Origin of the sequence: Streptomyces sp. NPDC001270 (assembly GCF_042896695.1) — a bacterium.
In the GTDB taxonomy this organism is placed as follows: Bacteria; Actinomycetota; Actinomycetes; order Streptomycetales; family Streptomycetaceae; genus Streptomyces.
Map to the genome: position 1 here is coordinate 1 of NZ_JBIAXM010000026.1, position 13,675 is coordinate 13,675.

Annotated in this window: 8 protein-coding genes; 1 reads left to right on the forward strand and 7 read right to left on the reverse strand. The window is 73.0% G+C overall.

Annotation, left to right across the window (positions count from 1 at the left end):
• Nucleotides 1–266 precede the first annotated feature (266 nt).
• Nucleotides 267–4,448: a hypothetical protein gene (locus ACFY2B_RS33240; RefSeq protein WP_390766791.1), complete on the reverse strand. Its 4,182-nt coding sequence runs from the start codon at nucleotides 4,446–4,448 to the stop codon at nucleotides 267–269.
• Between the two features lie 181 nt (nucleotides 4,449–4,629).
• Between ACFY2B_RS33240 and ACFY2B_RS33245 the strand changes: the two genes are divergently transcribed.
• Nucleotides 4,630–5,622, forward strand: coding sequence for a helix-turn-helix domain-containing protein (locus ACFY2B_RS33245; protein WP_390766792.1), 993 nt, complete (start codon nucleotides 4,630–4,632; stop codon nucleotides 5,620–5,622).
• 82 nt (nucleotides 5,623–5,704) lie between these two features.
• Here the strand turns inward: ACFY2B_RS33245 and ACFY2B_RS33250 are convergent, their stop codons facing one another.
• From ACFY2B_RS33250 to ACFY2B_RS33275, 6 genes are all read right to left on the reverse strand, one after another.
• Nucleotides 5,705–6,307, reverse strand: coding sequence for a nitroreductase family protein (locus ACFY2B_RS33250; RefSeq protein ID WP_390766793.1), 603 nt, complete (start codon nucleotides 6,305–6,307; stop codon nucleotides 5,705–5,707).
• Nucleotides 6,308–6,434: 127 nt separating this feature from the next.
• Entirely contained in the window at nucleotides 6,435–6,965 is a 531-nt protein-coding gene (locus ACFY2B_RS33255; protein WP_390766794.1) for a DUF5134 domain-containing protein, read from the reverse strand.
• 182 nt (nucleotides 6,966–7,147) lie between these two features.
• The gene (gene nrfD, locus ACFY2B_RS33260; RefSeq protein ID WP_390766795.1) at nucleotides 7,148–8,173 is read right to left on the reverse strand and encodes an NrfD/PsrC family molybdoenzyme membrane anchor subunit; all 1,026 of its coding nucleotides are present in this window, start codon (nucleotides 8,171–8,173) and stop codon (nucleotides 7,148–7,150) included.
• Nucleotides 8,170–9,189, reverse strand: coding sequence for a 4Fe-4S dicluster domain-containing protein (locus tag ACFY2B_RS33265; RefSeq protein ID WP_390766796.1), 1,020 nt, complete (start codon nucleotides 9,187–9,189; stop codon nucleotides 8,170–8,172). The genes nrfD and ACFY2B_RS33265 overlap by 4 nt, the downstream gene beginning before the upstream one ends.
• The gene (fdh, locus tag ACFY2B_RS33270; RefSeq protein WP_390766797.1) at nucleotides 9,186–12,485 is read right to left on the reverse strand and encodes a formate dehydrogenase; all 3,300 of its coding nucleotides are present in this window, start codon (nucleotides 12,483–12,485) and stop codon (nucleotides 9,186–9,188) included. The genes ACFY2B_RS33265 and fdh overlap by 4 nt, the downstream gene beginning before the upstream one ends.
• Nucleotides 12,486–12,891: 406 nt before the next feature.
• A complete protein-coding gene (locus ACFY2B_RS33275; protein ID WP_390766798.1) occupies nucleotides 12,892–13,518 on the reverse strand; it encodes a sigma-70 family RNA polymerase sigma factor in 627 nt (208 codons plus the stop codon).
• Between the last annotated feature and the right edge of the window lie 157 nt (nucleotides 13,519–13,675).

Consider the following 13,675-nt stretch of genomic DNA (forward strand, 5'->3'; position numbering starts at 1 on the left):
CGGGAACGTCCCGCTTCGCGGGACGTTCCCGAAAACCAGGATCAACCCCTACAAGCCAACCCCACCAGGGTTGACGAAACAGATAGGGGCACCCCACCGGGCGTTCTGCTGGCGGGAGTTGAGCCGCGCGCCCGACCGCCCCCGCGGCGACCGGTCCGGTCGGCGCGGGGGCGGTGGTGTCCCCTGCCGGGCGCCACGGGTGGCGGACGCCCGGCAGGAGGTTCGGGGACGAGGCGGTGCCTCAGCAGGAGGGAGGAGCCGGTGCCTCAGTAGGAGAACTGCCGGATCTGCTGGTCGTAGGGCCCGTACGTCCAGCCGGTGCGGGTCGCCGGGTCCAGTTGCAGGGACGCCGCCTGGCCGCCGTACAGGAGCGGACCTCCGTGGCTCGTGACGGTGTACCCGTTCAGGACGGCGCTGGTCTTCTTGGCCGCCAGATCGACGATCTGCAACTGGCCCGTGGCGTTGTTGTCCGCCACGAATCCCGCCTGCGAGCCGAAGTACACGGTCCCTTCGGGCCGGGTGAACGAGACCACGGCGAGCTTGTTGGTCCCGTCGACCGCGAGTGCGCTCGGGGTGGCCTTGCGCAGCGTCACCGGGTCGCCCGAGCTGCCGTCCGCCTGGTTCACCGAGCTGATCACGCCGGTGGGTGCGATCTTGGTGCTGACCGCGGTGGCGGTGATGTCGTACAGCATGCCCGTCCCGTCCGCGGCCAGGCCGTGACCGCACCCGGGCAGCGACCCGCCGGCGGAGACCGTCCCGTGGTCCAGGTCCACCCGCGCGACCGTCACCCCGCCCAGGCACAGGAAGGGTGTGGCCTGCTTGGCGAGGAACACCTCGCCGCTGGACCGGTCGATCGTCATCAGGGAGTACGTGCCGGGCTGCACTCCGTCCGGGTCGGCCTTGAGGGGCTCTCCGGCGCTGCCGTCGGCCAGGTCGACACTCCGCACGATGTCGCTCTTGTCCGTGGCCGACCGCAGCAGCAGCGCGGCGCGGTCGTGGCCGGCGTCGACCTGCCCGGTGACGAACGTGTAGTCCGCCGTGGGCAGCGTGAACCGGCCGGCCAGGGAGTCGGTCGCCGTGTTCCAGGTCTCCACCTGCACGTCGCCGCCCGAGGTGATCCGGTGCACGAGCAGCACGCGGTGGGAGCCGGGGGCGCCGCCCAGTACCTCGTAGTCGGATCCGGTGCCCGGGTCCGAGGCGAGCACCGCCCCGTAGACGCCGGTCTTCGTCGAGTAGTGCCGTACCTCGGTGCCGCCGGCCGCCGTGCGCAGCGCCGCGATCGAGTCGTCGCCCGCGGCGGCGAAGCTCAGCACGGTGCTGCTGTCCGGGGCGAGCCCGTCGTCGACCTGGAGGGTCGAGACCGGTGACGCCTGGCCGACGACATGGCCCGAGCCGTCGAGGGCGAGGATCCGCACCCCGTAGGAGGCCGACGTGGCAAGTCCCAGGGTGAGGGCGTCGAGCCGCTCGGTGCCCTTCTTGCCGGTCAGGGCGGCCCGCGCGGTGGACGGGGTGTTCACGCCGTCGTCGTCGTAGGTCGTGCCGTTGGCGTTGGTGAACGTGTTGAGCGAGTTGTAGAGCGTCGGTCCGGGCGCCGAGAACTCCGCGACCGCCGACTTCGCCCCCGGGATGCCGGTGACGTCGTACGTCAGGCCGAACGAGGGTGTGCTGCGGGTCACTTCGGCGAAGTGGCCGGCGACACCGTCGGTGCCGGTCATGACGGGCGCGGCGGGCCGGTCGGCGGCGGAGCCGCCGGCGATGCGGATCGGGGCGAACTCCCCGTAGACCACCTTGGTCGGGTCACCGCCGTAGCCCGACTGTGCGATGCCGATGCCGTAGAGCCCGCCGCCCCCGGCGAAGGCGTCGGCGGGCACGGTGATCGTGCCCTGCTTCGCGGTCAGCGCCTGGTGCCAGCCCGCGGTGAAGATCTGTCCGAGGACGGGGTTCCAGTGGTCGACGGTGGACACCACCAGTTGCGGGTCGCCGGTCCGGGTGACGCCGGAGATGTCGTAGGAGACGGTGACGTCCTTGCCGGTCCCGGCCACGGCCGGGGCGGTCGGAGCGGTGGCCTCGACGTACGTACCGTCGCTGGGCCCCACGGTGATCGTGCGCCGGGCCTCGGCCCGTACCCTGCCGTCCGTCAGCACCCGGTAGGTGACCTTGAGGGTGCGGTCCGTGGTGGAGACCACCGGCAGGCCGGCCGCGTCGAGCAGTTGCTTCGGGGTGACCCGGATCGCGGGAGTACCGGAGCGGAAGACGGTGGCTCCGACGGTGAGGGCGTACTGCGTCTTCGCGTTCTTCGGCAAGCCGGTGACGTCGCCGGCGAAGGTGACGGGTCCGACCAGGCCCTCCCCGGTGCCGCCCGAGGCGCTGTCGCCGAGGTCGATGCGGTCCGGGTCGGTGGTCTCCAGGAACGAGCCGCCGAGGGCCCCTCGGGTGACGCGGTGCGCCATCGACAGGCGGACGAGGGAGGGTGACCCGGTGTCGCCGAGCGCGGCCTCGGCCGCGGCGGTGACGTCGATCTGCGGGCCGACGTGCAGCGGGCGGTCGATCTGGGGTGGCGTCGGCACGGCCCTGCCGGTCTTCTCCAGCAGCGAGCGCACCTGCGTGGGCGTCAGGTCGTGACCCGCGAGCCGCCCGGCCTGCAGGACGACCGCTGCGGCCGCGGCCACCTCCGGGGCGGACGCCGAGGTGCCGCCGTTGAGCACGGGGGTGACGGCCTGCGGACCCTGGCCCGTGGTGTGCTGGAAGGCGACGATGCCGTCGCTGGGCGCCGACAGGTCGACGCGGCTGCCGAAGCCGGACGAGAACGTGCCGGATCCGCTGATCCGGGTCTCGGCGACGGTGGCCCCGGCGGACTGGGCGGAGCCGGCGGGCGCGGCGAGGGTGTCGTCGAGGGTGGTGCCGCCCACGGCGATCGCACCGGAGTCCGGCACCACGGTGGGGGCGGTCGACTCGGCGTCGTCGTCGATGGACGTGGCGGCCGAGCCGTTCCCGGTGACCTCGGTGGGCGTGCTGCCGCCGTCGGGGCCGACGGAGGTCGGGGTGTAGAGGCGGGTGCCGTCGTTGGAAGAGATCGGCACGACGATGTGGTACTTGTGCACGATCGACGTGATGATCGACCGGATGTACGGGTCGTCCTCCAGGTAGCGGCCGGGGAAGCCGATCGAGTCGGTGCCGTAGCCGAGGCTGGCGGTGATGACGGAGGGCCGCGGTTTCTGCTGCGCGGCGGCGAGCAGGGCCACGGCGATCTGGTCCATCGTCGGCGTCTGCGGGACCACGAGCCGGTAATCCGCGCCGGGTGCGATGCCCAGCAGGTCGGTGTAGCCGCTGCCGGTACGGTCGGGTCGCTGCCGGTCGTGCGGCAGCGGCGCCATCACGCTGAAGTCCAGGAGGACTTCGTCGAGCACGGGGTCCTGCTGCTCGGTGGAGGCACTGTCGGACAGCGAGCCGTCCGCGGTCGCCACGTACGCCGGTATCAACGGCATGGACGGCAGGTCGAGATAGCGCCGGCCGTTCCGCAGCATCGTGGTGGGGCCGTACGACGCGACGTAGGAGTCACCGGCGTCGGCCATCGACTGGTCGGTCAGGTCGCCGACGGAGACGTTGGTGATCACCTCCCCCTGGCCGGGTATCTGCCCGTACTTCTTCTTCAGCAGCGAGAACGCCCCGGTCGCGTTGACGCCGCCCGCGTTGAGCATGGCCTGCGCGGAGTCGGTCAGGGCGTAGTTGGCGGGCACTCCGTCCGAGTCGGACGAGTCGGCCGGAGCGGACGGCGTGGCGGAGCCGGACGCCGCGGGCGAACCGGCGGGCGCAGCCTGGGAGGTGGCCGCCTTCGCGGCCTTGAGGTCGGCCGACGGCACCGGACGGGCGCCGGTGCTCATCGTGTTGACGTAGCGGTTGGGTTCGGCGTCGGCGACTCCCGGTGTCGCGGCGAGGCTGCGGGCGACGGCCGCGGAGTCCTTCTGCCGCGTCCTGACCACGTAGGTGTGCGGCAGGTCGGCGGCCGCCGCGCCGAGTTCCGCGCGGGCCGCGGCCGTCAGCTCGTTCGTGGTGGCGGTGCCGGCCGAGGGGAGCAGCGGGCGCAGGGACGTGGCGCCCGCCGCCTTGAGCCTGGCGTTGAGCTTCGAGTCGCTGGTCTGCGGGACACGGGCGGCGACGCGGCTGCCGGTGACCGGGCGCCCGGTCACGGAGGTGCCCGCGTCCAGGGTGAGCAGTACCTGGCCGGGTACGACGCCCTGCTTCTGGGCGGGCGGCTTCGTCAGGGTGCTGCCGCCGACGGCGGCCCTGCCCGACGCTGGTGGTGGTTCGTCGGTCCGCGGCGCGGACGGGACCGCGGACGGGACCGGGGACGCGGCGGTCGCCGGCACGGTGGACGCGCCGACGGTCAGGGCGGCTACGGCTGCGGCCACCGCGGCGAGACGCCGGCCGCTGGGACGGGCACGGGACATGACACCCCTTCGAAGGGAGACGAGTGCGTACAGATCAGGGGCGCCGTCGACCGGGCCCTGCCGAACCACGCCGCTTCCAAGAAAGGGAAGATGTCAATCGAAACAGCAGTGGCACAAGGTGACAGTGGTGGCTGACTTCCGCCAACTGGCGGGTGGCTGCCATGGACGGCGGTGGGAAGACGTGGCATTTAACGTGCTGGGACTGACAGATGAAACAGAGCGCGTCTACACCGTGCTGGTCGGCCTTCCGGGGTCCACGGCAGCGCAGTTGGCCGCTGCCTGCGAGCTGTCCGTCCCGGCCGCCGCGCGGCAGCTGGCCGGACTGGTCAGGGAGGGTCTGGCGACCCGGGCGACCGGCCGTCCGCCCCGGTTCGCCGCGGTGGCACCCGATGTCGCGGTGAACGGTCTGATCCGCCGGCGGGAGAAGCAGCTCGACGAAGCCCGGTCACAGGTGCACCGCTTGATGGAGCACCACCGCGAGGCGTCGCGCATCAGCCGCCCCGACCTCGGGGTGGAACTCCTCACCGACCGCACGGACATCAGCGACGCGGTGCAGCGGCTGACCACTCAGGCACAGCGGCAGGTACGCGCGTTCGACCGGCCTCCGTACGTCGACCGGCCTGGCAGCAACCTCGCCGACCAGCTCCAGCAGCAACGGCAGGGCATCTCCCACCGGGTGGTCTACGACCGGGCCGCGATCGCCTGGCCGGGCCGGCTCGCCGGGGACATCCTGGCCAGTGTCAGGGCCGGGGAACAGGCCCGCGTCCGCAGCGAGTTGCCGCTGAAGATGGTGATCTGCGACAGCCGGGCCGCGATCGTCCCGTTCAGTTCCGCGCCGGGGGGCCAGTCGGCCGCGTATCTGGTGCAGCGCTCCCCCATGCTGACCGCCCTGGAGAGGCTGTTCGAGGTGGAGTGGGAACGCGGTGTCCCGCTGCCCCTGGCGGACGGCGCCGCCGCCCCGGGGAGCTACGACGACGGCGCCGACGAACCCGACCAGGTGACCCGGTCGCTGCTGTCGCTGCTGGCGGCCGGTCTCACGGACGCCGCCATCGCCCGCGCCCAGGGCTGGAGCGAGCGCACCACCCAGCGGCGTATCCACCGCCTGATGAGCCAGTTGGGCGCGGACACCCGGTTCCAGGCAGGTCTGACCGCTGCCCGCCGCGGCTGGCTGTGACGCCCGGACGGGAGCGCCCGGCCCGCCGCGGCGGAAGCGGGTGCGGCCCGGACGGGTCGGGCCGACATGCACGGGAGCGGGTTCAGGTGTGCCGGCCCCAGTGCCCGCGGTGGACGACCTCGCCCGCGCCGCGGCGGCGTTCGCGGACCCGAGGCCCCTGCGCGGGGAGGTCGTCGGCGCGGTAGCCGACGGTGATCCCGCCGATGGGGTCGTACGCGTCGGGGATCCCGAACTCGGTGCGGAAGGGCCGCAGGTGCTCGGGCATGATGCCGAAGAAGCAGGCGCCGAGACCTTCGTCGACCGCCGTCAGCAGCATCAGGAGCGCGGCCATCCCGGTGTCGATGTGCCAGTACGGCGCGGGCCAGCGGGATTCGGCGCGGTCCTCCCAGCCCTTGTCCGGCTCGGCGTAGCGTTCGAGATAGGCCGCCTTGTGGGCGAGGGGCACGACCACCAGCGGTGCGTCCTGCATGGTCGGCGTCTGTTCCACGCGGGTGGGCACGAACGGCCAGAAACGGGCGCGGTCGGCGGGATCGGTCAGGGCGAGGAACGCCCAGCCCTGCGAGAAACCGGCCGACGGCGCTCGCAGCGCGGCGGCGAGGACCCGTTCGACGACCTCGGGGGCGAGCGGCTTGTCGGAATAGTGGCGGACCATACGCCGGCGTCGGATCACCTCGGAGAATTCCATGGGGGCAGATCCTGCCACGAACGCCCGGTGGGGCCACGGGGACTGCGGCGGCCTCCGTGCGGCCGGAGCGTACGTCCGTGCGCGTGACGCACCGGCTGCGCGTCGGGGCCTCGTCCCCTGGCCGGCTTCATCCGAGCAGGGCGAACATCACCGCCCGGCCCAGCGCCATCGCGGCATGGCAGGCGGGGGCCGGCACACCGACGGTGTCCGCGCCCGCCGGTCCGGACCCGCCCGCGGGCCCGGCAGGGGGCGGCCGGGCACGTGCCCGGTCGAAGGCGGCACGTGCCCGGTCGAAGGCGCGGGCCGGCCAGGCCGGACCGATCACCGCCAGGGCGACGGCGAGCAGCCCCGCCGCCGTCCTCGGTCCGTTCCCCGTCAGGCTCATGGCGGCGATCCCCGTGCCGCCGGACATGTCCGTCCCCGGCATGCCGCCGCCGGATCCCGAGTGGCCGGCCATCGCGCCGGAAAAGTCCATCGCCGCCGCCATCCAGGCCATGGCCCCCATCATCAGGGCGTGCGGGCAGGCGGCGAGTGCCGCGCGGTGCCGGGCGCGGTCACCGGAGCGGAACGGCGCGGCGGCCAGGAACCACAGCGCGCCCGCCGAGAAGAGCACGACCTGCGGCGCGGTCGACAGGTTCATGCCCCACGGCCAGGCCATCGGGCCGCAGCCCGCTCCACGGTCCGGGCGGGTCGGGAACCGGCCCGGCGGTCGTCACGGTCGGCCACGGTTCGCCGGTAAGAGCGGAGTCCGCCGCGGGGGTCGTCCCCCACGTCCCGGACGTTCTCACCGGCATCCGTCGGCCGAGCATGGGCCGGACGAGGTCAGTGGGCCGGACGAGGTCACTCGCCTCCCTGGTCCCGGCGCCGGGCGTCGAGGCGTTCACGTTGCGGCTTCACCACGTAGGCGGGGTCCTTCGCCGACGTCACGCCCGCCTCGAAGGTGCCGAAGCGTTGCAGGACACTGCCCGCCATCAGGGCGAGTCCGCCCACGGCGGCGGCCGCGCGGCTGCGGCGGGCCAGGGTGAGCGCGGCGACCGCTCCCGCCAGGGTCAGGCACTCGGAGGCTTTGCGCAGGCGGTGCGGCCGGCCGGTGGTGTACGCCTGGGTCACGAAGCCCGGGCGCCGGTCGATGAGCCGGGACGCGACGATCTCGGCCGCCGCGCCCACCGCGCCGAGCCGCCGAGCCGGGCCCGCCTCCGCCACCGGAGCGAGCACCATGCCGAGGCCGGCGGCGCTGGCCGCCGCCGAGCCGGTGAACACGAACGGCAGCTCGCGGTGGGCCTCGTGCCAGGCGGGCACCGCGGTCTGCGAGAGCAGCGCCGCCGTGTACGAGGCGACTCCGGGGGCGAACAGGGCCGCGGAGAGGCCGGCCGGGCGGGCGGCTCCGCGCAGCAGCCGGCCGGGCAGCGTGCCGCGCAGGCCGGCGGGCAGCAGCTCGGCCGTGGCCGCCAGCCCGCTGCCGGGGCCGTAGGCGACGAGGATCCAGGTGCCGACGGACATGGGCGAACTCGGCTTGGCGACCCTCAGCATGTGGTGGAACCGCTCGGGCCGGCCGAGGTCTGCCACCAGCAGGTACATGCTGACCACGAGCGCGGCGAAACCGCCCACGCGGCCGGCCCGCCTCAGTTCCGGGCGGTCCGTCAGGTCCGCGCCGGCCGCGAGCAGTGCGGCACCGGCCGACAGGCCGCCGGTGAAGAGGTACGCGGGGATCTTCCACTCCCACACCGTCGGCTTGAGCACCGGACGGCCGTAGTAGGAGCGGAACTCCGCCCGCGGCACCATGGACCGCTCCCGGCTCCCGTCGTCGTCCCGGGCCCGGCCGGTGCGATGCCGCCCGTCGGGCCGGATCGCGTCGTCCCCGCTCATCGCCGCCCCCCGCGCAGGAAGGCCGCGGCCGAGGCGGCCAGCAGCGCCGTCGCCGCCACCCCCACGTGCTTCCACATCGACATCAGGTCGCGGGTCGGCACGATCGGGTCCGGTGGCAGCCCGTACACCTCGGGATCGTCCAGCAGCAGGAAGAACGCGCCGTCGCCGCCGACGCCGTCGTCGGGGTCACGGCCGTAGAGCTGGGCCTCGGGCACCCCGGCCTCGTGCAGGGCGGCGAGCCGCCGGTCGGCGCGCTCGCGCAGTTCGTCGAGCGGGCCGAACTGGATGGAGTCGGTCGGGCACGCCTGGGCGCAGGCCGGTTCCAGGCCGCCGCGCAGCCGGTCGTAGCACAGCGTGCACTTCCAGGCCCGGCCGTCGTCCGGCCGCCGGTCGATGACACCGTAGGGGCAGCCGGACACGCAGTAGCCGCAGCCGTTGCAGATGTCGGGCTGTACCACCACGGAGCCGAACTCCGTGCGGAACAGGGCACCGGTGGGGCACACGTCGAGGCATCCCGCGTGGGTGCAGTGCTTGCACACGTCGGAGGACATCAGCCAGCGGAACTCGGTGCGGGTCTCCGCGCCCGTCCCGGTGCCGGGCAGGTCGAACGAGGGGAAGCCCAGGTCCACCGGGGCGGTGCCGAGGTCGGCGCCGCCGCGCTCGGTGTCCTCCAGGGCATCGGCCACGACCTCGGCCGTGCCCTCGGTGCTGGACGGGCCGACGGGCAGCTCGGCGAGGCCCGCGTCCTGCCGGCCGAGCGGGCGCTCCTGCTCGATGAAGGCGACGTGCCGCCACGAACTGGCGCCCAGCATGCCGGTGTTGTCGAAGGACATGCCCAGCAGGTCGATGCCGTCCTCCGGGACACCGTTCCACTCCTTGCAGGCCACCTCGCACGCCTTGCAGCCGATGCACACGGAGGTGTCCGTGAAGAAGCCCATCCGCGGCGGGTGGTCGGAGTGCCCGGCGTTCCCGGCGGGGTCCGCCAGCGGCCCGTAGAAGCTGTTCTGAGACGTCATGACGGCTCCTGCGGCAGATCGGGATCGTCTGGTTCGATGTGGGCGCGCTCGGCGCGGCCGCCGGCCGTCGCTATGCGGGTGCCGGTCTCCACGGTGATGCCGGCCCGCCGGCGGTAGTCCTGTACGTAATCGAGCAGGGCCGGCCCCCGCGGACGCCGGCCGGGCCGCACGTCGCAGGTCAGCACCTTGCTCTCCTGGATGAACACGTTCGGGTCGGCCACCACGCCGATCAGGTCGTTGACCACGTCACCCTTGGTGAGGCCCGCCGTGCCCCAGTGGTACGGCATCCAGACCTGGTGGACGACCCGGCCGTCGACGCGCAGCGGCGCCATGCGGTCGGTGATGACGACGCGCGCGTCGACGGCCGTCCGGCTGGTGACGACATGGGCCCAGTCGAGGTGGTGCAGACCGCGCTCCCGCGCCAGTTCGGGCGACACCTCGACGAACAGTTCGGGCTGGAGTTCCGCCAGGTACGGCAGTTGCCGGCTCATGGCGCCCGCCGTGTGGTGCTCGGTCAGCCGGGCCGCGGTGAACACATAGGGGAACACCTGGGCGTGCGCCTCCGGGGGCGCAGGGTTGGACGGGTTGTCAGGACGCCCGTAGACCTTGCGCACCGGGTTGCCCTGCTGGCCGTAGAGGAGGTTGCGCATGGGCGACTCGTGCGGCTCGTAGTGCGTGGGCAGCGGCCCGTCGGCGAGTCCGGCCGGGGCGTACAGCCATGCCTTGCCGTCGCGCATCATGATGAACGCGTCGCTGCCGCCCAGCGCGTCCGGGCCCGTCGCCCCGTCCGGCGGCCGGTAGTGCGGCGGTTTGGTCCGCTGGAAGTCCGGGGTGTCATTGCCGGTCCACTCGCCGGCCTCCTCGTCCCACCAGACCAGTTTCTTCCGCTCGCTCCAGGGCCGTCCGTCCGGGTCGGCGGAGGCGCGGTTGTACAGCACGCGGCGGTTGAGCGGCCAGGTCCAGCCCCACTCCGCGTCGTACGGTCCGGTCTCGAAGCGGGAGGTGCGGCGGCGGGCCTGGTTGGTCTCGCCGGCGTAGACCCCGCTGTAGATCCAGCAGCCGCAGGCCGTGCTGCCGTCGGCCTTGAGGTCGAGGTAGTTGTCGACGGTACGGCCGGTGCGCAGGTCGATGCCGTTGACGTGGCGCAGTACGTCCGCGGAGGAGGGCTCGTCGCCCTCTGTCTCGTAGTCCCAGGCCAGGTCGAGGACCGGGCGGTCGCGTTCGTCGGTGGAGCCGGCGAGCCGCTCCTTCAGCCGCACGCCGAGCTGGTGGAAGAACCACAGCTCGGACCTCTGGTCCCCGGCGGGCTGTACGGCCTGGTCCCGCCACTGGAGCATGCGCTGTGTCTGGGTGAAGGTGCCGGACTTCTCCACGTGCGACGCGGCGGGGAAGAAGAACACCTCCGTGCGGCAGCGCTCGGTGACGATCTCACCGGTCTCGATCTCCGGCCCGTCCTTCCAGAAGGTCGCACTCTCGATCATGGTGAGGTCGCGGACGACCAGCCAGTCGAGGTTGGCCATGCCGAGGCGTTGCAGCCGGCCGTGGGCGGAGCCGACCGCGGGGTTCTGGCCGAGCAGGAAGTAGCCGAAGACCTTCCCGTCGACCATGTCCATCACGGTGCGGTAGGTGCCGTGGTCGCCGTTGATCCGGGGCAGGTGGCCGAAGCAGTAGTCGTTCTCCGCCGTCGCGGCGTCGCCGAAGTACTCCTTGAGCAGGGAGACCATGTACGCCTCGGCGTCTCCCCAGAACCCCTTCTCGTGCGGCCCGCGGACGGTGTCCAGGTAAGCGGCCAGGTTCTCGTGCTCGACGGTCGGCATGGGCAGGTAGCCCGGCAGCAGGTTGAACAGCGTGGGAATGTCGGTGGAGCCCTGGATGCTGGCGTGGCCGCGCAGCGCGAAGATCCCGCCGCCCGGACGGCCGATGTTGCCCAGCAGGAGCTGGATGATCGACCCGGTCCGGATGTACTGGGCACCCACGGAGTGCTGGGTCCAGCCGACGCTGTACACCAGCGCGGTGGTCCGCTCCCGGCCGGAGTGCTCCGTCCAGGCCCGGCACACGTCCAGGAACAGTTCCTGCGGCACTCCGCAGATCCGCTCCACCATCTCCGGCGTGTAGCGCGAGAAGTGCCGCTTGAGTACCTGGTACACGCACCGCGGGTGCTCCAGGGTGGGGTCGGCCTCGATCTCGCCGCCGGCCGCCTCGACGAAGGGGCCCTTGGCTCCGTGCTGGTACGGCTCGGAGGTCTCCTTGGCCTGCCGGCCCGGCCGGTGCCGCGCGGCGACGCTCGCGTAGGACCAGCTCGACGCGTCGTACGCCGCGGTGTGCGGGTCGTAGCCGCTGAACAGCCCGTCCAGGTCCTCGGTGTCCTGGAACTGCTCGTTCACCAGGAAGGGCGCGTTGGTGTACGCCCGCACGTACTCACGGAAGTCCAGGTCATGGGTGAGGATGTGGTTGATCACGCCGCCCAGGAACGCGATGTCCGTCCCGGCCCTGATGGTGATGTGCTGGTCGGCGTGGGCGCTGGTGCGGGTGAAACGCGGGTCGATGTGGAAGACCCTGGCGCCGCGTGCCTTGGCCTCCATGACCCACTGGAACCCGACCGGATGGGCCTCGGCCATGTTCGAGCCCATGATGATGATGCAGTCGGAGTTGATCAGGTCCTGCTGGTAGTCCGTGGCACCGCCACGTCCGAACGAGGCTCCCAGACCGGGAACCGTGGCGGAGTGTCAAATGCGGGCCTGGTTCTCGATCTGCAACGCACCGAGGGCGGTGAACAACTTCTTGATGAGGTAGTTCTCCTCGTTGTCCAGCGTGGCCCCGCCGAGACCGGCGAAGCCCATGGTGCGCCGCAGCTTCCTGCCGTCCGCGTCGGTGTCCTGCCAGCCCTTGCGACGGGCGTCGAGCATCCGGCCGACGACCATGTCCAGGGCGGTCTCCAGATCGAGCCGCTGCCACTGGGTGCCGTAGGGCGGCCGGTAGAGGACGTGCTGCTCGCGCTGCGGACCCGTGACGAGTTGCTTGCTGGCGGAGCCTTTGGGGCACAGGCGGCCGCGGGAGATCGGGCTGTCGGGGTTGCCCTCGATCTGGACGACCTTCTCGTCCTTCACGTAGACGCGCTGGGCGCATCCCACGGCGCAGTACGGGCACACGGAGTGCACCATCCGGTCCGCGGTCTCGGTATGGCCGACGAGGCCGGCAGAGCGGGGCGACTCGGCCGCCTTGCCCCGGCCCAGCGGGTCCGCGCCGGTGAGCTGCCGGTACACCGGCCAGGAGTCGATCCACCGTTTCACACCCATGCGCCAGCTCCTTCGCACAAGGCTCTCCCCCACGACGCTACAAGCCGGGGAACCGACCGCAAGTCCGGGCCCGGGCCGGCACGGCACGTGGCCCTCTGCGCGGGTGGGTGCGGCGGCGGGTACGGCCGGGTCGGCCGACGGTTGGGTCGGCCGGCGGTTGGGCGGCCGAGTGGCCGGGACGGCGGCGGATACGGGTCCTTCGTCCCGACCGGTCGCGCGCGGCTCGGGTGAGCTCGGGACGGTCCATGGCTGGGCCGGTCCGACGGAGGCCGCGCGGCGCGGCCTCGGCGGCGGTCTGTCCGCCGCCGTGCGGGACGGCCGGGTGGTCCGCCGCCGTGCCGGAACGGCCGCCGTACGGACGGCGCAGGGCCGGTGCTCCCGGCCGGGGAACACCGGCCCCGCACCGTCAGGGCACCGGGGCGGCCGGCGCGTCGGCCTCCAGGAGCAGCCGTTCCAGGGTGGCCCGGGCCCGGGCCACCCTGGAACGGACCGTGCCGACAGGACAGTCGGCGAAGCAGGCCGCCTCCTCGTAGGACAGCCCCGCCACCTGGGTCAGCACGAACGCCGCACGGCGTTCGTCTGGCAGCGCCTCCAGCAGGTCGAGCAGCGCCACGCCGTCGTCGAAGCCCGGCAGACCGCAGGGCTGGCCGCGCTCGACGGCCGTCTGCCAGTCGTGGGTGTCGGCGATCCGTGGCCGGGCGGAGGCGCGGCGGATGCTGTCGGCCACCGCGCGGCGCGCGATGGACAGCAGCCAGGCGCGGGCCGAGGCACGGCCCTCGAAGCGGTGCAGGCTGCCGAAGGCCCGCGCGAAGGTGTCCTGGGTCAGGTCGTGGGCGGTCTGGGGGTCACCGCTGAGATAAGCGACGTAGCGCAGTACGTCGCCGTGCAGCGCGCGGACGAAGTGCTCGGCCGCGTCGGGGTCGCCGCCGCGGGCGGCCAGCGCCCAGGCGGTCGCCGAAGCGTCCGCCGAGGCGCGCTCCGCCCGCGGGGCGGGCAGGACGGAAAGGGTCACGTGAAGTCCTTCTCGGGTCATCCGGGACCCCGCCCGCGCGGGGCACGGGTCACCGGCGCTTGGGTGCGGCCGTACGCAACGGGTACGGCTCACCGAACTCGGGTGCGGCCGTACCGGGTGGTGGGTACGGCGATGCCCGGGACCCGTGCGAAGACAGCGGCTCGCCACGGCACGCGCC

Bases quoted from the DNA above. Each gene is read 5' to 3' on its own strand.
- ACFY2B_RS33250 (WP_390766793.1), bottom strand. From the start codon at position 6,307: ATGGAATTCTCCGAGGTGATCCGACGCCGGCGTATGGTCCGCCACTAT.
- ACFY2B_RS33265 (WP_390766796.1), bottom strand. From the start codon at position 9,189: ATGACGTCTCAGAACAGCTTCTACGGGCCGCTGGCGGACCCCGCCGGG.
- ACFY2B_RS33275 (WP_390766798.1), bottom strand. From the start codon at position 13,518: ATGACCCGAGAAGGACTTCACGTGACCCTTTCCGTCCTGCCCGCCCCG.
- ACFY2B_RS33240 (WP_390766791.1), bottom strand. From the start codon at position 4,448: ATGTCCCGTGCCCGTCCCAGCGGCCGGCGTCTCGCCGCGGTGGCCGCA.
- ACFY2B_RS33255 (WP_390766794.1), bottom strand. From the start codon at position 6,965: ATGGCCTGGCCGTGGGGCATGAACCTGTCGACCGCGCCGCAGGTCGTG.
- nrfD (WP_390766795.1), bottom strand. From the start codon at position 8,173: ATGAGCGGGGACGACGCGATCCGGCCCGACGGGCGGCATCGCACCGGC.